The sequence below is a fragment of the Pseudomonas sp. P105 genome (genome assembly GCF_032614175.1).
Lineage (GTDB): Bacteria > Pseudomonadota > Gammaproteobacteria > Pseudomonadales > Pseudomonadaceae > Aquipseudomonas > Aquipseudomonas rhizophila.
In genome coordinates, this window is sequence record NZ_CP126693.1 from 4079955 (window position 1) to 4100417 (window position 20463).

19 protein-coding genes are annotated in these 20463 nt (G+C 60.9%); 8 read left to right on the top strand and 11 right to left on the bottom strand.

The genetic code is table 11. The features are described 5' to 3' along the window. Window positions 1–11 precede the first annotated feature (11 nt). Genes QOM08_RS18210 through QOM08_RS18225 form a run of 4 tightly spaced genes read left to right on the top strand, consistent with a single transcriptional unit; the run spans window position 12 to window position 3457 of the window. The gene (locus tag QOM08_RS18210; protein WP_047227759.1) at window positions 12–608 is read left to right on the top strand and encodes a paraquat-inducible protein A; all 597 of its coding nucleotides are present in this window, start codon (window positions 12–14) and stop codon (window positions 606–608) included. Next, a complete protein-coding gene (locus QOM08_RS18215; RefSeq protein ID WP_047227758.1) occupies window positions 605–1264 on the top strand; it encodes a paraquat-inducible protein A in 660 nt (219 codons plus the stop codon). Before QOM08_RS18210 ends, QOM08_RS18215 begins: the two co-directional genes overlap by 4 nt. Further along, entirely contained in the window at window positions 1245–2903 is a 1659-nt protein-coding gene (locus QOM08_RS18220; RefSeq protein WP_107322626.1) for an intermembrane transport protein PqiB, read from the top strand. The genes QOM08_RS18215 and QOM08_RS18220 overlap by 20 nt, the downstream gene beginning before the upstream one ends. A gap of 17 nt (window positions 2904–2920) precedes the next feature. Continuing rightward, window positions 2921–3457 carry a PqiC family protein gene (locus QOM08_RS18225; RefSeq protein WP_316911946.1) on the top strand — a complete coding sequence of 179 codons (537 nt, stop codon included), beginning with the start codon at window positions 2921–2923 and terminating at the stop codon, window positions 3455–3457. Between the two features lie 104 nt (window positions 3458–3561). Here QOM08_RS18225 and QOM08_RS18230 read toward each other — a convergent pair whose 3' ends face one another. After that, a complete protein-coding gene (locus QOM08_RS18230; RefSeq protein WP_316911947.1) occupies window positions 3562–4191 on the bottom strand; it encodes a glutathione S-transferase family protein in 630 nt (209 codons plus the stop codon). A 263-nt stretch (window positions 4192–4454) separates the two neighbouring features. Here QOM08_RS18230 and QOM08_RS18235 point away from each other — a divergent pair, with 263 nt between their 5' ends. Further along, the gene (locus QOM08_RS18235) at window positions 4455–5045 is read left to right on the top strand and encodes a phage infection protein (protein WP_281460019.1); all 591 of its coding nucleotides are present in this window, start codon (window positions 4455–4457) and stop codon (window positions 5043–5045) included. A gap of 149 nt (window positions 5046–5194) precedes the next feature. Here the strand turns inward: QOM08_RS18235 and QOM08_RS18240 are convergent, their stop codons facing one another. The 6 genes from QOM08_RS18240 to QOM08_RS18265 form a co-directional block, all read right to left on the bottom strand. Then, complete coding sequence (locus QOM08_RS18240) at window positions 5195–6289, bottom strand: DUF1615 domain-containing protein (RefSeq protein WP_188251024.1); 1095 nt, start codon at window positions 6287–6289, stop codon at window positions 5195–5197. A 398-nt stretch (window positions 6290–6687) separates the two neighbouring features. Continuing rightward, the gene (gene hemB / locus QOM08_RS18245) at window positions 6688–7662 is read right to left on the bottom strand and encodes a porphobilinogen synthase (protein WP_047230550.1); all 975 of its coding nucleotides are present in this window, start codon (window positions 7660–7662) and stop codon (window positions 6688–6690) included. A 113-nt stretch (window positions 7663–7775) separates the two neighbouring features. Then, window positions 7776–8621: a PhzF family phenazine biosynthesis protein gene (locus QOM08_RS18250; protein WP_316911948.1), complete on the bottom strand. Its 846-nt coding sequence runs from the start codon at window positions 8619–8621 to the stop codon at window positions 7776–7778. An 8-nt stretch (window positions 8622–8629) separates the two neighbouring features. Continuing rightward, the gene (locus QOM08_RS18255) at window positions 8630–9328 is read right to left on the bottom strand and encodes a glutathione binding-like protein (protein WP_076383995.1); all 699 of its coding nucleotides are present in this window, start codon (window positions 9326–9328) and stop codon (window positions 8630–8632) included. Window positions 9329–9476: 148 nt separating this feature from the next. After that, window positions 9477–9872, bottom strand: coding sequence for a hypothetical protein (locus QOM08_RS18260; RefSeq protein ID WP_316911949.1), 396 nt, complete (start codon window positions 9870–9872; stop codon window positions 9477–9479). Continuing rightward, on the bottom strand, window positions 9862–14727 hold the full coding sequence (locus QOM08_RS18265) for an RHS repeat-associated core domain-containing protein (RefSeq protein ID WP_316911950.1): 4866 nt from the start codon (window positions 14725–14727) through the stop codon (window positions 9862–9864). Before QOM08_RS18265 ends, QOM08_RS18260 begins: the two co-directional genes overlap by 11 nt. A gap of 368 nt (window positions 14728–15095) precedes the next feature. Between QOM08_RS18265 and QOM08_RS18270 the strand changes: the two genes are divergently transcribed. Continuing rightward, complete coding sequence (locus QOM08_RS18270; protein WP_047228439.1) at window positions 15096–15770, top strand: hypothetical protein; 675 nt, start codon at window positions 15096–15098, stop codon at window positions 15768–15770. A gap of 104 nt (window positions 15771–15874) precedes the next feature. On the opposite strand, the gene mnmH is transcribed toward QOM08_RS18270, so the two are convergent. Both mnmH and selD read right to left on the bottom strand, forming a co-directional pair. Next, window positions 15875–16978 (bottom strand): tRNA 2-selenouridine(34) synthase MnmH, encoded by a 1104-nt coding sequence (gene mnmH / locus QOM08_RS18275; protein WP_316911951.1) that lies wholly within the window; start codon window positions 16976–16978, stop codon window positions 15875–15877. Continuing rightward, on the bottom strand, window positions 16978–18012 hold the full coding sequence (selD, locus tag QOM08_RS18280) for a selenide, water dikinase SelD (RefSeq protein WP_188251310.1): 1035 nt from the start codon (window positions 18010–18012) through the stop codon (window positions 16978–16980). Before selD ends, mnmH begins: the two co-directional genes overlap by 1 nt. A 139-nt stretch (window positions 18013–18151) precedes the next feature. On the opposite strand from selD, the gene QOM08_RS18285 reads away from it, so the two are divergent. After that, the gene (locus QOM08_RS18285) at window positions 18152–18436 is read left to right on the top strand and encodes a hypothetical protein (protein ID WP_107322294.1); all 285 of its coding nucleotides are present in this window, start codon (window positions 18152–18154) and stop codon (window positions 18434–18436) included. Between the two features lie 5 nt (window positions 18437–18441). On the opposite strand, the gene QOM08_RS18290 is transcribed toward QOM08_RS18285, so the two are convergent. Next, window positions 18442–18894 (bottom strand): DMT family transporter, encoded by a 453-nt coding sequence (locus QOM08_RS18290; protein WP_139049622.1) that lies wholly within the window; start codon window positions 18892–18894, stop codon window positions 18442–18444. A gap of 2 nt (window positions 18895–18896) precedes the next feature. Next, window positions 18897–19391: a DMT family transporter gene (locus QOM08_RS18295; RefSeq protein WP_139049621.1), complete on the bottom strand. Its 495-nt coding sequence runs from the start codon at window positions 19389–19391 to the stop codon at window positions 18897–18899. A 111-nt stretch (window positions 19392–19502) separates the two neighbouring features. On the opposite strand from QOM08_RS18295, the gene QOM08_RS18300 reads away from it, so the two are divergent. Then, the gene (locus tag QOM08_RS18300; RefSeq protein ID WP_047228445.1) at window positions 19503–20435 is read left to right on the top strand and encodes a LysR family transcriptional regulator; all 933 of its coding nucleotides are present in this window, start codon (window positions 19503–19505) and stop codon (window positions 20433–20435) included. Window positions 20436–20463 lie beyond the last annotated feature (28 nt).

Here is a 20463-nt window from a genome sequence, read left to right on the forward strand (position 1 = left end):
CGAGCATCCCGATGGCCGATACCGACCGACTGATCATTTGCGAACATTGTGATGCGGTGTACGAGCCGATGGTGCTCGCTGCGCATCAGAAAGCCTCGTGCGTGCGGTGTGGCGCGGTGATTCAGCGCTACAACGGCCTGACCATTGAACAGCGCCTGGCCTTGAGTGTGACGGCAGCGGTGTTGTGGGCTTTCGCCAACATCTATCCAGTGATGAGCATCCGTCTCCAGGGCCTGAGCAACAGCGCGACGCTGTGGGATTCCATCGTGGCCCTGAGCCAGGGCCCCATCACCTTCATCGCCCTGGTGGCCGCGGTGGCGATCATCATTGCCCCGGTCTTTCAGTTGGTATTGCTGATCTGGGTGCTGGCCTATGCCTACGCCAATCAACGGGCGCCGGGGTTCAGTCTGTGCATGCGCAGCCTGGAAGCACTGCGGCCGTGGAGCATGCTGGAGGTGTGCCTGTTGGGTGCGCTGGTGGCGGTGATCAAACTCGCCGGGCTGCTGGACGTACTGCCGGGCATCGGCCTGTTTGCCCTGGCCGCCCTGAGCCTGCTGATGATCCGCATCGCCGGACGCGATGTGCGCGATTTGTGGGACAACCTATGAACCGCGAACCGTTGCCTCCCCCGCCCTTGGCCCGCGACCTGAACCTGTGCCTGTGCCACAGCTGTGGCCTGGCCTGTGACATGAGCGACGAGCCCGAGACCTGCCCCCGCTGCGACGCCCCGTTGCACCGGCGCAAACCCGACACCCTCACCCGTACCTGGGCCTACATGCTGGCGGCATTGGTGTTCTACATTCCGGCCAACCTGCTGCCGGTGATGAATACCCAGATGCTCGGGGATGGCGCCGACAGCACCATCATCAGTGGCGTCATCGAATTCTGGCAGGGCGGCGCCTGGGACATCGCCCTGATCATTTTCATTGCCAGCATCGCGGTACCAGGCATCAAGTTCGTGGTACTGACCTTGCTGTTGGTCACCGTGCAGCGGCGCAGCACCTGGGCCCAGGTCCAGCGGGCGAAACTGTATCGGCTGGTGGAAGTCATCGGCTACTGGTCGATGCTCGACGTGCTGGTGGTGGCGCTGGTCGCGGCGCTGGTGAAATTCCAGGCACTGAGCGATATCGAACCGCGACCGGGCATCCTGTTTTTCGGTCTCGTGGTGCTGTTCACCATGCTGTCGGCCATGAGCTTCGACCCACGCCTGATCTGGGACACCCAACCATCCGAGGAGGCCATGGATGAAGTCGCAAGCCACTGACGGGCAGCAACCGGCACCAGGTCGCGCCCATGTCACCAGCCGCCGCTGGACGGTGTCGCTGGTATGGATAGTGCCGATCATCGCGGTGCTGGTAGGGTTGTCCCTGGTGGTCAACAACTGGCTGCAGGAAGGTCCGACCATCACGATCACCTTCAAGACCGGCCAGGGCTTGACCGCCAACAAGACACCGGTCAAATATCGCAACGTGGTCATCGGCCAGGTCACCGACGTGCAATTGAGCGACGACCAGAAGAACGTCACCGCCACGGTCAAGCTGGCCAAGACGGCGGAGACCTTCACGCACGAGGACTCGGTGTTCTGGGTCGTACGGCCGCGCATCGGAGCCGGCGGAATTTCCGGGATCGATACCCTGCTGTCAGGGGATTTCATCGGGGCCGACGCCGGTCAATCGAAGGTTCGTGCCAAGTCCTTTACCGGCCTGGAAGCCCCGCCACCGATCACCTACGGTGAACCGGGCAAGCGCTTCACCCTGCATTCTCAGGACCTCGGTTCACTGGACATCGGCTCGCCGGTGTACCTGCGCAAGATTCCGGTGGGCCAAGTGGTGTCCTATGCGCTGGATGCCGATGGCAAAGGGGTCAACATCGACGTATTCGTCAATGCGCCCAACGATGTCTACGTCACCGAAAACACCCGGTTCTGGAACGTCAGCGGCGTGGACGTGAACGTCGGCGCCAACGGCTTTGCGGTCAAGACCGAGTCACTCTCGGCGCTGCTGGTGGGCGGCATCGCGTTTCGGGCACCGGAATACAGCCCCAACGACAGCCCCGCTAGCGAGGACAAGACGTTCGAGCTGTTTGCCGACCAGCAGAGCGCCCTGGCCCCGCCGGATGGCAAGGCGCAATACCTGGCTTTACGCTTCGATCAGGCATTGCGCGGATTGCGGGTCGGAGCGCCGGTCGAATTCCTGGGCATCGAAGTGGGCAGGGTCGTCGCCATCAATCTGGATTTCGACGAGAAGCTGCGCAGCTTCCCGGTCAATGTCGGCGTGGTGTTCTACCCTCAGCGCCTGGGCAAAGCCCATGAAAAACTGCTCAAGGCGCTCAATCACAACCCGGATGACGAAGCGGCCGGCGCTCGCCTGATCGGCAGTTTCGTCGAACGCGGCCTGCGTGCCCAGGCCCGCAGCGGCAACCTGCTGACCGGGCAGTTGTACATCTCGCTGGACTTCTACCCCAAGGCCGAAAAAGTCACTTTCGACGCCAACGCCCGCCCGGTCCGTATACCGACCATCCCGGGCAGTCTCCAGCAACTGCAGGAACAACTGCAGGCGATGGTCGAGCGAATCAACAAGCTGCCCCTGGAAAGCGTTGCCAACAACCTGAACGGCAACCTGGTGGAATTGCGCAAAGGCCTGGCCCAGTTCAACAGCAAGACCCTGCCAAGCGTGCAAAACACGCTGCAGGACGTGAGCAAGACCCTGCAATCGGCCAACTCGACCCTGGCCGAAGATTCGCCGCAACGCGAACAACTGACGCAGACCCTGGACGATCTTGGGCGCATGTCGCGTTCGTTGCGCGAGCTGTCCGACTACCTGAGCCGCCATCCCGAATCACTGCTTCGCGGCCGTCCCAAGGATGCACCGGCGCAGAACCTCACATTGCCGGCGAACGAATGACCACAGGAGCACGCCCCATGCCGCTGATGCTGAAACTCCCCCTGGTTGCCTTGGTGCTGCTGCTTGCTGCCTGCCGCGGCGATCCGATCCAGTACCACACCCTGAGCCCGGCTCAACCTGCCGGCCAGCCACGCACGAACATGGACATCCAGCTCGAGCAGGTGAGCGTTCCGCCTCAGGTGGACCGCGCGCAAATGGTCATCCGCCAAGGCAACAGCGGGCTGGCGATCCTGGAAACGCAATGGTGGGGCGCCAGTCTGACCGATGAACTGCGCAGCAGCCTGGACGAACAACTGAGCAACCCAGGCGCAGCGAAGCTACTGCTGCGGGTGGATGTGCAGCGCTTCGATTCGATCCCCGGCCAATATGCCCGCATGGACGTGCAGTGGCGCCTGCGCGACCTGGGCAACGAAGCCCATACCCTGACCTGCCGTAACAGCCTGCAAACGCCGGCGGGGAGCAGCATCGATGAGCTGGTGACGGCCCATCAGCAGAATGTCCGGCAGTTTGTCGGCCTCGTCGAGCAAGCCGCCACCAAAATGAGATGCCCCTGACCCGTAGGCGCTGCCGAAGGCTCGGGCCGCGTTTGGACGATCTTTCGGTTTTAATCTTTCTTTGCTACTCGGAAAAACCACAGCCTCGCTGCGCTCGACAGCGCCTACAAGGGCCAGTGCAGCGACAGCACCGGCGCAATGCGCGGATGGCGGTCGATGCGTTCCAGTAGCTCGTAGAACGGCGGTCGGGCATTCAGCATGGCCTCCCGCGTGTCTTCCCACTTCGTGACCACGGCGGCCAGGATATCCAGCGCTCCCGGCTCGGCACCGCTGAGAAAAGGGCGGGCCGCAAACTGGTCGGCAAACAGCGCCCAGTTACGATATAGCCGCTGTCGGGTGCCCGACACCAATTGCTGCCGGGTCGCTTCATCCGCGTCGACCAGCCAGCGCTCTGGAAAATCGATGATGCCGATGGGCGTGTAGCAATTGGCGACGATATAGACCAGGCCCCGTATGGCTTGAGCACGTTGCGCCGGATCGTCCGGCAGCAACTTCGATTCAGGAAACACCAACCCGAGGTGGATCAAAATCGCCGCGGCTTCGGTCAGCACCGAACCGTCCGGCAATTGCAAGGTCGGGACCTGCTTCTGAGGGTTCAATGCCTGTAGCTCTTTCGCCGCCTCGTTGTCTTCGGTCGAATAGGCATCGACACGGCGATAAGGCACGCCACACAGGCACAGGGCGATCTCCACAGCCGAAGAGCCGGATTGCCGGTAGCCGAATAACTGATACATGAACTTGCCTCCTGCGCTTGGGGGGTAGCCGGTAGAACCCGCGGGCCCGCCAGTGTTCCACCCGGCAGACGACACGCACTCTCCATGGAAGCGAGCCTGCTCGCGATGTCGGCGGATCAGCCAACATCAATATTGCTTGCCAACCGCTCGGCGAGGTATCACCGCCGTCGATATTCACCATCAGGCCAATGAAGTTCTCTTGATTGTCGCTCCGGACAACAATGGCTCCACACCAACCCACTGCATCCCCGGAGCACACCATCATGAAACGCCAAATCATCCTCAGCCTCGCTTTCTCGGTACTGGCAGCCAACGCATTCGCCGCCTCCTCCCACCCGGTCGTTGCCGAAGGTGGTTCTGATCGACTGATCGAAAAACGTGTTGCCGAAGGCGGCTCCGATCGCCTGATCCAGAACCGCGTTGCCGAAGGTGGCTCTGATCGTCTGATCCAGAACCGCGTTGCTGAAGGTGGTTCCGATCGCCTGCAACAGAACCGCGTTGCTGAAGGTGGTTCCGATCGTCTGCAACAGAATCGCGTCGCTGAAGGTGGTTCCGATCGTCTGCAACAGAACCGCGTTGCCGAAGGTGGCTCCGATCGTCTGCAACAGAATCGCGTCGCTGAAGGTGGTTCCGATCGCCTGCAACAGAACCGCGTTGCTGAAGGTGGTTCCGATCGCCTGCAACAGAACCGCGTTGCTGAAGGTGGTTCCGATCGCCTGCAACAGAACCGCGTTGCTGAAGGTGGTTCCGATCGTCTGCAACAGAACCGCGTTGCTGAAGGTGGTTCCGATCGTCTGCAACAGAACCGCGTTGCCGAAGGTGGTTCCGATCGTCTGACCCAGAACCGTGTATGAGTTGTTCAATCCAAATGCGTGACGAAACCCAACTCAATGTGTGGCGAAGGAGCCCCCTCGCCACAATGCTTCAAACACCTCTGGAACCTAACGCATCACCATGAAAGCCCGGCCTTATCCGCCGGGCTTTTTCATTGCCCACCGATTGCCTAGCGTCCCGCAGCCCGCGTCATACAACGCCGGTAACGCTCATCCACTCGCTTGGCGAACCACGCCGTGGTCAGCTTGCGCGTGATTTTCGGGCTCTTGAGCACGATTCCCGGTAACACCGCCCGAGGTAATTGCTTACCCTCGGCCTTCTCAGCCAATTCGAAGACCCGCTTGTACAGTTTGCTGTCCTCGAACGCCAGGCTGTCGCCCTGCTCCAACTGGTCGCGAATGGTCGGGTTGCGCATCCCCAACGACCGGCCCAAGGTGCGCACCGCCAACTCGGTGCTGCCTGGCATGATGGAACCATGCAAGATCAAATCGCCGTCCAGAGCCAGGGGAATGCCTGAGGCACGACTCACTGCATGCTGGAATGCCGCGTTGCGGCTGGCGTACCATCCGGCATTGAAATCGGCGAAACGATACAGCGGTTCGGTGTAGCTCACCGGATACCCCAGCAGATGCGCAATACCGAAATACATCCCGCCGCGACGACTGAACACCTCCCGACGAATCGACCCATCCACCGCATAGGGATAATCCCGGGCATTGGCCTGGGCAAACGCGATGCTGACCTGCATCGGCCCGCCGGTGTGCACGGGGTTGAAGCTGCCGAACAGTGTCTTGCCCAAGGGCACCATGCCAATGAAGTCATCGAAAATCGCACTCAACTCCTTCTCGCTGCGCGCGGCATTGAGCCGATCACTGTAGCTTTTGCCATTGGGCGAACGCACCTGGAGGGCGCCGCTGATCAACAGACCCGGAATGTGCATCTTTGCCGCGCGACGATCGATTTCCTGCCGGGCGATCTTGCCCAACCCCGGTACCGCCGGATCAGCCTGGAACGTCGATTCCTGTTCGGTCACCGCCAGGACGGAACAGATATTCTGCGTCGTGGGTGAGATTTGCTGAGCGGCAAAAGCCACGTAGATATCCGTCGCCCAGCCCTCGCGATCCACAGTCTTGGCCGGCAACAACCGCACAATCTGCGCCTTGACCTCGGCAGGCTGGCGTTCAGGTTCCTGGGCCTGACGGCTGCCGCAACCGGCCAGGGTCAACAACGCGGTGAGGCTGATCATCAATCGATTGAGTTGCATGTTGCTCCATCAAGTCTGTTATTGCGCAGCAACCATACGATCAAAAGCCGGTACAGGCTATGTTCTGTTCATCAGAGCCAAAAGGGGTCTTGAGAGCAAAGAAGGCTCGACAGCAGCAAAAAGCTGACGTGAGAGGATGGGTGGCCTAACACCATCAGTGTGGGAGCAAGGCTTGCCCGCGATGACGGCGGCACATCCGACATTGATGCAAGCTGGCCTACCACTATCGCGAGCAAGCTCGCTCCCACAGGGTTGACCGCGGATGCTCACAGTTTCAGTCCACGCCACAAGTCCCATGTGGGAGCGAGCCTGCTCGCGATGACGGCGGCACATCCGACATTGATACCAGCTGGCCCCCCACTATCGCGAGCAGGCTCCCACAGGAAATCCAGCGTCGATCAGATCCCGCTCAGCGCCAGATCCATCGCAAAATAGGTGAAGATCAGGTCCGCCCCTGCTCGTTTTATCGCGCCGAGACTTTCTCGCACTACGCGGGCTTCGTCGATGGCGCCGGCCTGGGCGGCGAATTTGATCATCGCGTACTCGCCGCTGACCTGATAGGCCGACAGGGGCAGGTTCGAAGCCTGGCGAATATCGCGGATGATATCCAGGTACGCGCCGGCAGGTTTGACCATCAGTGCATCGGCCCCTTCCTGCTCATCGAGCAAGGATTCGCGCAGTGCTTCGCGGCGGTTCATCGGGTTCATCTGGTAGCTTTTGCGGTCGCCTTTCAAGGCACTGCCGCCCGCCTCGCGGAACGGACCGTAGAGCGCAGAGGCGAACTTGGTTGAATACGCCATGATTGCCGTCTGGCTGAAACCGGCTTCGTCCAGGGCTTTGCGAATGGCCTGGACCTGCCCGTCCATGGCGGCGGACGGCGCGATCACATCGGCCCCGGCACGGGCCGCCGCCACGGCCTGTTTACCCAGGTTGAGCAAGGTCCGGTCATTGTCCACTTCATGCCCGTGAAGCACCCCGCAATGGCCGTGATCGGTGTACTCACAAAAACAGGTGTCAGACATCACGATCATTTCCGGCACCGCGTCCTTGCAGATCCCGGCCATGCGCGACACCAGGCCGCGCTCGTTCCAGGTGTCGCTGCCATCGCTATCCAGGTGATGGGACACGCCAAAGGTCATCACTGACTTGATACCGGCACGAGCATACCGCTCGATCTCACCGGCCAGTTTCGATTCAGGAATGCGCGCCACGCCCGGCATACTCTTGATCGGTACAAAGTCATCGATTTCTTCTTCGACGAAAATCGGCAGCACCAGGTCGTTCAGGGTGAACTCGGTTTCCTGGAACAGACTGCGCAGGCTCGCATTGCGACGCAGACGGCGTGGACGTGCTTCGGGGAACTGACTGGACATGGGACTCCTGAAAAATGGGTGCTCGATCGCAGGGGACAAAGCTTATGCCCTCACCCGCCGGGGCACAAACGCCGACCGGAAAACAGAGTTTTACCGGCCGGGCAATAATCGGCTTACAAGGTCAGTGAGCCATTGACGCAGGTCACCACCGCACCACCAATCCAGACGTCCTCGCCCACCTGATCAACATGAATCCGCCCCGCTCGCCCCATGGTCAAGCCCTGGCTGACCACATAGCACGACGGTGCCAGCCCCTTGGCCAGCATCCACTGGGCCAGCCCGGCGTTCAGGCTGCCGGTGGCAGGATCCTCCGGCATGCCGTCACCGGCAATGAAACCGCGCACTTCAAATTGCGCCTCATCCCCATCCACGGCCGGTTCCCACGGCGCGATGACGCCCACGGCCAGATCCCGCAACTGCTGGTAATCGGGCTTGAGTGCCAACACTTGCTGGCGATTCTTGAGCATCAATGCCAGCCAGCCGGCACCATTATCAACCCACTGCGCCTCGACAATCGCCTCGGTCTGCAACCCCAGTCCCTTGCGCACCCGCTCCAGCACTTGAGCCTCCAGCGGGCCGGACTTGAGCAAGGGCGGCGCCTGAAAAGCCAACCCGAAATCGCTGCGGCGAATTCTTACCAGGCCAACGCCACATTCCTGCACGATCTGCGGCCCTTTCGGCACGCCTCCGGCCTCCAGCCAGGCATGACAGCTGCCCAAAGTCGGATGACCGGCAAACGGCAGTTCAGTCGAGGTGGTGAAAATGCGCACCCGGTAATCCGCCTCCGGATGCTGCGGCGCCAGCAGGAAAGTGGTTTCGCTGAGGTTGGTCCAGTTGGCAAAAGCGGCCATGCGCTCGTCACTGATCTCGTCCGCCCCGAGCACCACCGCCAGCGGATTCCCCTTGAGCGGTACTTCGCTGAACACGTCCAATTGCTTGAAATTGAAACAGCTCGTCATCAATCCACTCATTCCGGAATTTTCAACCCGCGTGCCACTGCCGGCCGCGCCAGGAAACGCTCCAACACCCGCGTTACATTCGGGAAATTCTGGATACCCACCAGATCCCCCGCTTCATAAAAACCGATCAAGTTGCGCACCCAGGGAAACGTGGCGATATCGGCGATGGTGTAGCGCTCGCCCATGATCCAGTCCCGGCCTTCAAGACGACCATCAAGCACCTTGAGTAGGCGCTTGCTTTCCTCGACGTAACGATCACGAGGTCGCTTGTCTTCATAGTCCTTGCCCGCAAACTTGTTGAAGAAACCCAACTGCCCGAACATCGGCCCGATCCCGCCCATCTGGAACATCAGCCATTGAATCGTCTCGTAGCGCGCCGCCGACTCCTGGGCCAGCAACTGCCCGCTCTTGTCCGCCAGATAAATCAGAATCGCCCCCGACTCGAACAACGCCAACGGCTGATCTCCCGGCCCATGAGGGTCGAGAATCGCCGGGATCTTGTTGTTGGGGTTCAAGGAGAGGAACTCCGGGGACAGCTGGTCATTGCTGCCGAAGTCCACTTTGTGGGGTTCGTAGGGCAGGCCGATTTCTTCCAGCATGATCGAGACTTTCACGCCGTTGGGGGTCGGCAGGGAGTAGAGCTGGATCCACTCCGGGAACTGGGCGGGCCATTTTTGGGTGATGGGGAATGGGGTTAGGTTGGGCATGGGAGCGGACTCCAGAGGGGGAAGAAAAAAGCGGAGCATAGTTCAGAATGATTGCTATCGCATCAGGTAAATCTGATCCGAGGTAGAGCACTTTGGCAAATCGCCTGCCGTGTACAACCCCACTCCTCTCGGCATCAAAAAATGCAAACTACCCCATACGAGACTCAATCCAGCCTTTATAAAAACGCTCTTGCTCAGCCGGATCATTAGTTAAATCCCGATCATCATATTCAAATATGTAAACTATATCATCGAGAGATGGGACAACCCCCATGTTCAGCTCATAGGCCTTTAGCCCAAGCGACATCTGCGCTGACATACCGGATGGATGAACATTTCTCTTAGACCCTTTGCAGAAAAAAGTCACATCCAGATTATCCTGCCGAAGACTCGCGAAACATTTGTAAAAATTGCTACCCATATAAACTTTATCAACCTCTCCTTTCCTGCGGAAGGTTATTGCGACTTTTTCGGAGTCACACACAAGATAAGCAGTCTCCTTATTTCCCCCCACGGACACGCAAACTTTCACCTCAGAAATCATTTCTCACCTTCCTATTGGGATTAAGTATGGAGTACCCAAACTCCTTACCATTATCAAGTATTAACGTTGCACCGAGCACATCTTCATTTTTTATACGATCCGGAATAGCAATTTCCTTTTCGCCTTCAAACAAATATGCGGCACCCAACTCCTTTTTTAGATCATGCCCAGGGATTTTCTGAAGCGTATACAAATAACCTATTTGCGTGAAGTCATTAGTGGCAAACCTCTTCCCCACCTCCCTCGAATAGGAGGTACTAATAAAATAACTAGGAGGCCAATCACTATCCATAGCGTGCAAAAATAGATCCTTACTTTTACCTTTACTTTTAAACCCATTCTCAAAAACATCTTCTGGATTTCGCTCATCACCGCGATACAGAAAATCATCTTCTCTTTTAGGGGCAGGTAGTTTGGGTTCTGCTTGACTAGCAGTCGTTTTAACCGCCGGACTTTCGACCCCAACCGCCGACCGGCACCCACCCTTCCCCGGACAATCCACCAACCCCAACGGATCCACCCACCCCGTCGGGTTCAGGGTGTAGCGATACCCGTTGAGGCCGCCCGCCAGTTTGCTCGGGTCAGGCGTCAGGTAGCGGCCGGTTTCCGGATTGTAGTAGCGGTGCCGGTTGTAGTGCAGGCCGCTTTCGGGGTCGAAGTATTGGCCCTGGAAACGCAACGGTTGTTCAAGTTGTTCGCCGCCGCCGTGGACCAGTTCGGTGGTTTTGCCGTAGCCGCTGTAGCGTGCTGACCAGACGATGGTGCCGCCGTAGTTGGTCAGTTCCTGGGGTGTGCCCAGGTGGTCGAGGTGGTAGTAGAACGGGCAGGCGTTCGGGCCTTTGCCGTCGAGCAGGGCCAGTGGGCGGAAGGTGCCCGGTTCGTAGACGTAGCTGCGGTGGTGGCGCGGGCTGCTTTCGGCGACGACCTGGTCGCCCTGCCAGAAAAATTCCGTGGTCAGGCCGTCCACGGTCTTGCTGAAGCGTCGGCCGAAGGCGTCGTATCGGTAGGACGTTTCGCGCCCGTGCGCCGTGGTGACGCCGATCAGTCGGTGTTGGCTGTCGTAGCGGTATTCGCTGACGAGGCACTGGGCCTTGCCCCGGCGTTCGCGGATCAGGTTGCCGAAGGCGTCGTAGTCGTAGTGGCGGTCGCCCTCCATCAGCAGGCGGTTGCCCTTGAGGGTCGTCGGGCCGGGGCGGTCCTGCATCAGCAGGTTGCCGGCCGGGTCGTGGGCGAAGTGTTCCGGCGGCTCGCTGTGGGAATAGTCGATGCCGATCAGGCGATCCAGCGGGTCGTATTGGTAATGGCGGCGGTTGCGCTTGTCGGAAATGGACTGCAGGTTGCCATTGGCGCTGTAGGCATAATCGCGCCAGAACAGTTGCTGCTGGTTCTGCCACACCGTCTGGGCCTTGAGCCGGCCCTGTTCGTCGTAGTCGTACTGGCTGAGCAGCAGGCCTTGGCGGCGCTGGCGTTCGCGCCCGCCACTGAGCTGGTGTTCGGTGAGGCGTGAGCCGTTCAGGTCGATGGCCGTCAGCGCGCCGCCCCGGGCGTGGTGGTAATCGAGCTGGCTGTTGTCCGGCAGACGCAGGTGGTTGAGGCGTCCGCAGGCGTCGTAGCGATAACGCAAGGTGCCCCAGCCCTGGTGTTCGCTGATCAGCCGGTCCTGGGCGTCGTATTCGAAGGCCAGCGGGTGATCGGTGCCGTCGTTGACGTGGACCAGCCGGCCCAGCCCGTCGTAGCGGTATTCGATGGCCTGGCCGTCGGGCAAGGTCTTGACCAGCAGCCGCCCGGCCCCGTCGCGCTGGTAGCGGGTGACCCATTGGGCGCCGTCCGCGCCGTGCTCGGTTTTCTCCAGCAGGTGGCCATTGAGGTCGTAGGCGTAGGCGGTGCGTTGGCCGTCAAAGCCGATCTGCTGTCGGATCAATCCGTTAGGCGTGTAGTCCAGCTGATATTTTTCGCCGGATTCGTTTTCGATTTCAGTCAGCAACAGCCGCGCCGAGTCGTAGCGATACTTCAGTTCGCTGCCGTCGGGGTTGAGGCGACGGCTGATCAGGTGCAGGTCGTCGGCGTATTCATAGCGGGTGGTCCGCCCCAGCTCATCGCGCTCGGCGGTGACCTTGCCGTAGGCGTTGTAGCGCCAGGCGCGGGTCGTACCACCTGGCAAGGTGGTTTCGAGCAGGCGGCCCACCGCGTCCCACTGGTAGTGCGTGAGGGCGCCGTGTTCGTCCTGGCGGGTCAGCAAACGCCCCAGGGCGTCGTAGGAAAAACACCGGTGCCCCGTGTCGGGCAGGGTTTCTTCAGTCAGTTGGCCCAGCTGATTGCGGGTAAACCGATGCTCGCTACCGTCGGGGTAACGGATCGCCAGCAACTGCCCCTGGGCGTCGTAGTCATAGCCGGTGCTCTGGCCGTGCGGATCGATGGCCTCGATCACATCGCCCTGGGCGTTGCGCCGGTATTGCCACACGGCCTTGCCGCGTGAGCGGGTGTGCAGGAAACCGTGGCGGTATTCGTAGGACGTCGGTTCCTCGTCCGGCGGAATCAGCGCCACCAGCCGTCCGGCTTCGTCGTAGCGGTATTCGGTGACGGCGCCCAGCGGGTCCTGTTCGGCGATCAGCCGGCCCTGGGGGTCATAGGCCTTGAGGTGCTCGCCGCCATCGGGCTCGACCTTGCGCACCAGCCGTGCCCGCTCGTCGTGGACGTACACTTCCTGACTGCCATCCAGGTGCTGGACCGTGACCTGCCCGTCCTCGCCCCAGGTGTAGCGGCTGTCCATCTGCGCAAACGAGGCCCAGTGCCGCACGCAGCGGGCTGCGCGGCCTGCCCCTTGCCACTCCCAGAAGAAACTCGCACCGCCGGCCAGTTGCCGCTGCAGGATGACGTGCTGGTCGTCGTAGTCGTAGCGTTCGCTTTCGCCGGCGGCGTTGGTGGCTTCGATCAGTCGCCAGCGGGCGTCGTAGCGGTAAGCCACCAGGGTCTGTTCGGTGCGCCAGGCGTCGTCCAGGGTCAGCGCCGGGTGAAAGCTCTGGTAGTCGATGGCGACCAGATGACGTTGCTCATAACGCAAGCGCAGGGCGCGTCCGGCGCCGTTGTCCAGGTGACTGATGTCGCCGTGGATGTTGCGCTTGATCGTCAGGCGGTTGGCGTAGCGGTCGCTGAGGGCGGTCAGATGGCCGTCGCGAAAGTGTAGGAAAGGCGCGTCTTCGCCCGGCTGGGCGATGATCAGTTCGTCCGGTTCCACTCCGAGGTAAATCGCCGCGCGGGCCAGGCTGTTGTGGATCGCCGGGCGTTGCTCGGTGGGCAGCGGAAACGTCGTACGGCGGTTTTCCTGGTCGATCCAGATGACCTGCTCGCCCTCAAGCAACAGGCGATGCGCCAGGGCATGGCTCCAGCCGCGGCCCAGGCCGATGTCCAGGTCCACCGCGCTGGTGCGGTACAAGCGGGTGAAGACAAACGGCAGTCGGCCATCGAGGGTGCCGTCGTCCAGGGTCAGCAGCTCCTCGCCGGTGACCATCGACACCGGGCAGCCGCTGGTCTGGGTCAGGGCCGCGGTGTCGGCACTGTCACCGTTGGGGTTTTTCGATTGGCTGGGGGCGTCGTCGTGGGCTTCGAACTGGCTCAGGCGCGTAGAACCCTGGGATTTTTCCCGCGCCACGGCGGCCGGATTGCTCACGGACACTGGCGCAGAATTCTCAGGGGTAATGTGCAAAGGTCCGACAGGGGTCGGTTTTAAAGGCGCACGCTGACTGACCACCAATGGTTTGAGCACATCGGCATGTTGATCGAGCCGGTCGGGGGTGAGTTGGCCCAATCTCAGGCTCGATGCCAGCAACCACTCCCGAGCCCGCTCCGAGCGGACCCGGCCCAGCACCTTACCGCTCATGCGCAGACCCAGGCCCAGCCCCCCGGTCAAACGCATCAGCAGGAAGTTGATCAGCACCGAGGCGCGCATCTCGCCCACGACTTCAGCGACGTGCTGGGGCGGCAACATCCGTAGCCAACTGGCGAAGGCCGCCATATGCACGAAGAGCAACGGCTCGTCGCCCAACACCATCAACCCTTTGGCGATTGCCTCGGAGGACGCCTTCAGTAGCTGCTCAAGCTCGGTTTGAGTCAGGTACTCCAACAACTTCTCGCTGTTAGCCTGCAGGTCCGCCAGCAGTTCGAAGACCTGTTTGACGTCGTCCCACAACTGATGCAGGGCGTTTGTGAACCCGCGCCAATCAGCTTGCTGCAATGCGCTGTAGCGCTCGAGAAATCCGCTGTCGGAAAACTCCAACCACAGCGGTTGAAATTCATCCCACTCCGCTTGCAGCCAACCTTCCAGTTGAGCAATCACGTCACGGTAGGACGCGTACAGCGCCTTGACATGCTCGGCCGTCACATGGGGAAAAAAGGTGATGCGATAACGCTGGCCCCGCCAGCAGTCGGGGACTTCCAGAATGCCGCTGGGGCCGATCACGTGATGAACCGGTTCGCCGAAGATTTCCTTCCCCGGCTCGCCCCCGGTGACCGGTTCCAGCATCACCGGTGTGTCGCCAATCGGCACGAAGCGCGCCGCCTGGAACATGTGCACCAGCGTCAGCGGCCCCTCCGCCGGACAAGCAACCACCGTGGCGCTGACAGGTTGATCAAGGTCCTTCGGGGCCGCCAGGGACACTTCGTTGCCGACCTTGAACACCTGCTCGATATCCAGCGCCCAGCCGGTCCAGAAACTTTCAGCCCAGAGGTCGTAGTCGTTCAGGCAAGTGCGGAAGTCCGCCAGCACCGCTTCGATGTCCGGCTGCTCGGGGTCCATGGCCGCAATCACCAGCGAGCCGATGACGTTGTTCAAAGCCAGGAGTTTGTCGGGGGCAAACATGCGGAAATCTCGCGGTGCGGGGACGGACGCGAGACTTTGCCGAGGACGGCAGGGAAAATAAGTCAGAGGAGGAGACGGCAGGCGTAAGGCGATTCTTTAAATACGAAACCCAAATGAACGCGTCACGAAACTCGCACGCTCCATTCTTAAATTCGCAACATCCTGTCGCTAACATTCGCCCTACCTCCTGGCAGGAGGCCTTACAGTGCACGGAATCGGTCGGTATCGAACCAAAGGGCGCCAGAAGACTCTGAGCAATGCCCCGAGAAATCGAAGCGGCGTCACGACAAGGAAAACACCGGAAGCCAAAAACTTCCTGGTGCCCGGGTTTGTCAGCCTGATTTGCGAGAGCCGAAGAATATTATTCAATGATGAACCCACTGAATTTCGCCAAACGCTTCAAGCGCCGACCGTGGCTGATGTTGCCTACGCTGCTTGTCGCTTGTGGCCTGGCGCTGTTGCTGGAGTCGAGCGTCAGTCGCGCCCAACCGGCCGACGGTATCCAGACCCTGGTGTTCCTGCGCCACGCCGAGAAACCCGCCGGCGGCCTGGGCCAGCTCAATTGCCAGGGGCTGAATCGCGCCATCGACCTGGCCACCCTGCTACCGGAGAAATTCGGCAAGGCCGACTATGTGTTCGCGGCCAACCCTACCCGCAACGTCGAAGAGGGCGAGCTGGACAATTCCTACAGCTACATCCGCCCACTGATGACCATAAGCCCCAGTGCCATCAAGCTCGGGCTGCCGGTGAACATCGAGTATTCAGCCAATGACACCAGTGACCTGGCTGACGAACTGCTGCACGACAAGTACCACAACTCGACCATCTACACCGCTTGGTCGCACGGCTACCTGCCGGAGCTGATCAACCAGGTCGCCAGCGACGCGATGGGCAAGAAGCAGACGATTACCGATGATTGGGAATCGGGGGATTTCGATTCGCTGTACGTGCTGACCCTGACCTGGCACAACGGCAAGGCCAGTCTCACCAGCCAGAACTACAAGCAAGGCCTGGACAACGGGCAGGAAACTTGTCCGACATAGGCTGCGGACATTACTTTCGACAATACCTCCTCAATCACCGCCACTGGTCCCCACCGTTATCGCGAGCAGGCTCGCTCCCACAGGGGATTGGCGGTGGGTAGCGATCACCCTTTGCGGGCCGCTCGCTCACGCAGATACTCCAGCACCGCCACCTGCTCACCGGCGAATTCGATCCGCCCGCCCTTCTTCTCGCGCTGGAACACGTACATCGGGTCGTAATACTCACGCAACAGGCCTTCGATCCAGCCGCGATGCAAGTCGACGGCGCCGCTGGTCGCCTGCTCGGCCAGGGCCGCTTCCATGATTTGGAGCAAACGTCGATGGCGGTCGCCACCCAGGCGTTTATGGATGTTATTGAGACTTCCCAGCAATCGTTCGCAAAACAGCGAGAACCCTTCATCGCCATGGACTGCGACAAATTCGCCGCACAGGTTGATGACGTAATCGCGCAGGATCCGCTCGACCCGCCGCTCCAGGCTGTCCTCAAGCCAGACCATCGGAACCTGTTGCATGCGCTGGTACAAAGACAGCGGCAAGGCGCAACTGCCGACCATGCGGCTTTCATCTTCCAGCACGAACTGTTCGATACCAGCGGCACGTTTTTTCAGCACATCCACGGCCAGCAGGTTCTCGAAATCGATATTGGAAGGCTGCCCGGTGGCGCGCTTGCCGAAGCTCGAACCGCGATGGTTGGCGTAACCTTCCAGATCCAGGCTGTTGCCCAGTTGAGTCAGCACTTCTGTCTTGCCGGTGCCGGTCATGCCGCCCAGCAACACCAAGTCGCATTGAGCAACCGCCTGCTCGACGGTGTCGAGCAGGAATGTACGCATGGCCTTGTAGCCGCCGCCGACCCTGGGATAGTCGATGCCCGCCTCGTCCTTGAGCCACTGCTGGACGATCTGTGAGCGCAAGCCTCCCCTGAAGCAATACAACACACCATCAGGATGGGCCGTTGCGAACTCGGCCCAGGCCTGGATGCGTTGCGCCTTGGTGTCGCCGGACACCAATTGATGCCCCAGGACAATGGCCGCCTGTTGGCCCTGCTGCTTGTAGCAAGTACCGACCCGTTGCCGTTCGATGTCGGTCATCAACGGCAGATTGACCACGCCGGGGAATGCGCCCTTGAGAAATTCGACGGGGGCACGGGTGTCCATCATCGGTCGGTCATTGAGAAAAATGTCGCGGTAATCGGTGATGTCATGGGTCATCAAGACACCTCGACCGCGTAGGTCTGTCGCTCGACCAGTTCACCGATCGACTCCAGTGCAAACCCCAGTTCAGCGGCGACCGCCAGAAACGCTTCGTTGCCCTCGGGCGTGACGGCGATCAGCAGTCCGCCGCTGGTCTGCGGGTCGCACAGCACTCGCTTGTGCAGTTCCTGCACGCGCCCAACCTTGCTGGCGTAGCTGTCGTAGTTGCGCAACGTACCGCCCGGCACGCAGCCTTGGTCGAGGTAATACTCGACGCCCGGCAGACGCGGCACCGCGTCGTAGCGGATACGCGCCGTCAACTGGCTGCCATCGGCCATTTCCACCAAATGCCCGAGCAGGCCGAAACCGGTGACGTCGGTCATCGCCGCCACGCCGTCGAGCTTGCCGAAGCGGCTGCCCGGCTTGTTGAGGGTGCACATCCAGTCGCGGGCCAGGCCAACATCGGCGGCGCGCAGCTTGCCTTTCTTTTCCGCGGTGGTGAGGATGCCGATGCCCAAGGGCTTGGTCAGGTACAGGCGGCAACCGGCGGTGGCGGTGTCGTTGCGCTTCATATGACGCTTTTGCACCAGGCCCGTGACCGCCAGGCCGAAAATCGGCTCGGGCGCGTCGATCGAATGGCCGCCCGCCAGGGGAATGCCTGCTTCGTCACATACCGAACGACCGCCGCGAATCACTTCGCGAGCGATTTCCGGGGCCAGTACATTGACCGGCCAGCCGAGAATCGCAATCGCCATCAACGGATCACCGCCCATGGCGTAGATGTCGCTGATGGCATTGGTGGCGGCGATGCGACCGAAATCAAAAGGATCGTCGACAATCGGCATGAAGAAATCGGTGGTAGAGACCACCCCGCGCTCTTCGTCGATGGCATAAACCGCGGCGTCGTCCCGGGAGGCATTGCCAACCCACAACTTGGGGTCAAGGTTCTGCGCACCGCTGCCGGCCAGGATCACTTCCAGCACCTGTGGCGAAATCTTGCAGCCGCAACCGGCGCCGTGGCTGTACTGGGTCAGGCGAATCGGCTCGCTCATGGGCATACCTCTCGTAAGTCAAGGTGGGCGATTCTAGCAGCAACGCCGCCGGTTCAGTGCCGGCGCGAACCCATTGAATTTTCCCCCACCAGAGGAATCACTAGAAGACCAGTCGAGCATTCATCCCAGGAGACCGCCGATGTCCCTCGCCCCTGCTGCCGACGACAGCACCGACCTTAAGTATGGCCTCGACACGCTGTTTGGTCGCCAGACCCAAAGCATCGATTGCCGCTACGATGTCCAACGCCTGGATGACGGTGAACCGGTGTGGTTCGCCCTGCACGTTCAGCCACCGCTGCCGGATGATCTGGAAAAAGCCCAGATCGTGGTCTTCAGCACCGAAGGCCGGCACATTGGCGGTATTGTCCGGCTTGCCAAGCGTCTGGACGATGGCAGTCTGCGACTGGAAGTCGAGCCCGACTGAGGTTCTCAGGCCTGCCGTGCACTGCTGCGATACATGAATACCAGCGCCAGTGCCAGGCAGGCCATTGCCAGGACCCGACTCCCGGACAACTCAATAGCGGGGTTGCCCAACCAGCCGAAATTGTCGATCAGCATGCCCATGGCCAACTGCCCGAGGATCACCGCCACGGTCGCCACGGCGGTGCCGACCCTTGGCACCGCGCCGACCATGACCATCATGTACACCACACCAAACAAGGCACCGCCAAGTTGCCATTTCGGCACGTCCAGCAGGCTGACGGCGTGAGCGGGTTCAAAAAACACGATCAGTAACCCGGTGACCACCGTGCCCACCACGAATGTCAGCAAACTGCTGCGCAGCACACCGACCGTCTGGCCCAGACGACCGTTGATGGCCGCCTGCACGCTCAACACCGCACCGGCAACAACGACCAGCAGCAATAGCAAAAACAGATTCATATTCAACCTCGGGCAATCAGGACAAGGGCTATGACGATCAGCGCCAAGGCGAGCCAGCGCTCGCCGTTGACCCGCTTGCGGGTTGCACCGAACCAGCCGAAATGGTCGATCAGCACGCTTTTGCCCACTTGCCCGGAAAGGATTGCGACCATGGTCATGGCAATGCCGATGTGGGGCGTGGCAAGCGTCAGCACCACCACGTAGATCGGCCCCAGGAAACCGCCGATCAATTGCCAGCGCGGCAACTCATTCAAGGCGGGGCCTTGTTGCGGACCACTGAGCAGCAACAGCAGAAACAGAATCGCCGAACCGACGCCGAATATGCTCAGGGTTGCCCAGAGATGCCCCACTTGAACCCCCAGCGGCCCCAGCAGACCGGCCTCTACCGACAGGCCCATGCCAGCCAGGATCACCAGGGGCAGCAACAGCCAGCGCAAAAGCGCTCGTGGTTTGGAGGCAGCCGCCGGGGCGGCGGCGTTGAGTGAAGACGCTTGCATGATCAGAACCTCTGAGAAGAACAATGAGCGGGATTATCGGCTGGCGCAGCTGTGCGATAAATGGGAGCATCCAGACAACACTTTTGCGCAACTCGCACAGCGGAGCAGTCCATGCACGGTCTCAATGAACTCGGCTTCAAGGCCCTGCGGTTGTTTGTCGCCGTGCTCGACCACGGCAGCTTCTCGGAGGTGGCCCGGCGCGAAGGCCTGGCGCCGTCGTCGATTTCCCGGCAGATCCAGTTGATGGAACAGGCCCTCAACCAGCAGTTGTTGTATCGACACACCCGCGCTGTTTCGCCCACTGAAGCCGGCCGCCTGCTGGGTCATCATGCACGCCTGTTGCTGGTGCAACTCGAAGAAGCCGAACAGGCGCTGCAGGAACAACACAGTGAGCCGGCTGGACTGGTGCGGATCAATGCCCCGGTGGTGTTCGGCCAGCGCCATCTGACGCCGTGGCTGGGGTCATTGTGTGAGCGCTACCCGAAGCTGCAACTGGACATCCAGCAAACCGACAGCTACGTCGACCCGCTGCAGGAAGGCGCGGACCTGCTGTTTCGCATCGGCCCGCTGCACGATTCAGGCATGCAGGCGCGAATCCTCGCCCCGCACCGCTTTCAGATCGCCGCCAGCCCCGCGTACCTGGCGCGTTGCGGCACACCGCTCAAACCCCAGGATCTGGCGAACCATCAGTGTCTGGCCTACAAGGGCGTGGCCGGCCAGCAACGCTGGTTTTTCCGCCGTCCGGGTCAGGCCTGGACACCCTACAGCGTCAAAGGGCCGATCACCGGCAACCATGCCGACACCCTGACCCAGGCGGCCGAACAAGGCCTGGGGCTGGTGATGTTTCCGTCGTGGCTGATCGGCGAAGCCGTGCGCAACGGCACCCTGGTGCCGGTGTTGCGCGACTACGAAGCCTCCAACAGCCTAGAGCCCCAGCAGATCGCCATTCTCTGGCCGGGCAGCCGACGTCTGTCGGTGAAAGTGCGTACCGTGATCGACTTTTTTCTACAGTGTTTTGGCGAAGTACCTTACTGGGATCGCTGAAACTGCGAGGTCGGTGCTAACGTGTCGA

Excerpts from the sequence above, each read along its gene's own strand:
- QOM08_RS18210 (WP_047227759.1), top strand. The coding sequence starts at position 12 with ATGGCCGATACCGACCGACTGATCATTTGCGAACATTGTGATGCGGTG.
- QOM08_RS18215 (WP_047227758.1), top strand. The coding sequence starts at position 605 with ATGAACCGCGAACCGTTGCCTCCCCCGCCCTTGGCCCGCGACCTGAAC.
- QOM08_RS18220 (WP_107322626.1), top strand. The coding sequence starts at position 1,245 with ATGAAGTCGCAAGCCACTGACGGGCAGCAACCGGCACCAGGTCGCGCC.
- QOM08_RS18225 (WP_316911946.1), top strand. The coding sequence starts at position 2,921 with ATGCCGCTGATGCTGAAACTCCCCCTGGTTGCCTTGGTGCTGCTGCTT.
- QOM08_RS18230 (WP_316911947.1), bottom strand. The coding sequence starts at position 4,191 with ATGTATCAGTTATTCGGCTACCGGCAATCCGGCTCTTCGGCTGTGGAG.
- QOM08_RS18235 (WP_281460019.1), top strand. The coding sequence starts at position 4,455 with ATGAAACGCCAAATCATCCTCAGCCTCGCTTTCTCGGTACTGGCAGCC.
- QOM08_RS18240 (WP_188251024.1), bottom strand. The coding sequence starts at position 6,289 with ATGCAACTCAATCGATTGATGATCAGCCTCACCGCGTTGTTGACCCTG.
- hemB (WP_047230550.1), bottom strand. The coding sequence starts at position 7,662 with ATGTCCAGTCAGTTCCCCGAAGCACGTCCACGCCGTCTGCGTCGCAAT.
- QOM08_RS18250 (WP_316911948.1), bottom strand. The coding sequence starts at position 8,621 with ATGACGAGCTGTTTCAATTTCAAGCAATTGGACGTGTTCAGCGAAGTA.
- QOM08_RS18255 (WP_076383995.1), bottom strand. The coding sequence starts at position 9,328 with ATGCCCAACCTAACCCCATTCCCCATCACCCAAAAATGGCCCGCCCAG.
- QOM08_RS18260 (WP_316911949.1), bottom strand. The coding sequence starts at position 9,872 with ATGATTTCTGAGGTGAAAGTTTGCGTGTCCGTGGGGGGAAATAAGGAG.
- QOM08_RS18265 (WP_316911950.1), bottom strand. The coding sequence starts at position 14,727 with ATGTTTGCCCCCGACAAACTCCTGGCTTTGAACAACGTCATCGGCTCG.
- QOM08_RS18270 (WP_047228439.1), top strand. The coding sequence starts at position 15,096 with ATGATGAACCCACTGAATTTCGCCAAACGCTTCAAGCGCCGACCGTGG.
- mnmH (WP_316911951.1), bottom strand. The coding sequence starts at position 16,978 with ATGACCCATGACATCACCGATTACCGCGACATTTTTCTCAATGACCGA.
- selD (WP_188251310.1), bottom strand. The coding sequence starts at position 18,012 with ATGAGCGAGCCGATTCGCCTGACCCAGTACAGCCACGGCGCCGGTTGC.
- QOM08_RS18285 (WP_107322294.1), top strand. The coding sequence starts at position 18,152 with ATGTCCCTCGCCCCTGCTGCCGACGACAGCACCGACCTTAAGTATGGC.
- QOM08_RS18290 (WP_139049622.1), bottom strand. The coding sequence starts at position 18,894 with ATGAATCTGTTTTTGCTATTGCTGCTGGTCGTTGTTGCCGGTGCGGTG.
- QOM08_RS18295 (WP_139049621.1), bottom strand. The coding sequence starts at position 19,391 with ATGCAAGCGTCTTCACTCAACGCCGCCGCCCCGGCGGCTGCCTCCAAA.
- QOM08_RS18300 (WP_047228445.1), top strand. The coding sequence starts at position 19,503 with ATGCACGGTCTCAATGAACTCGGCTTCAAGGCCCTGCGGTTGTTTGTC.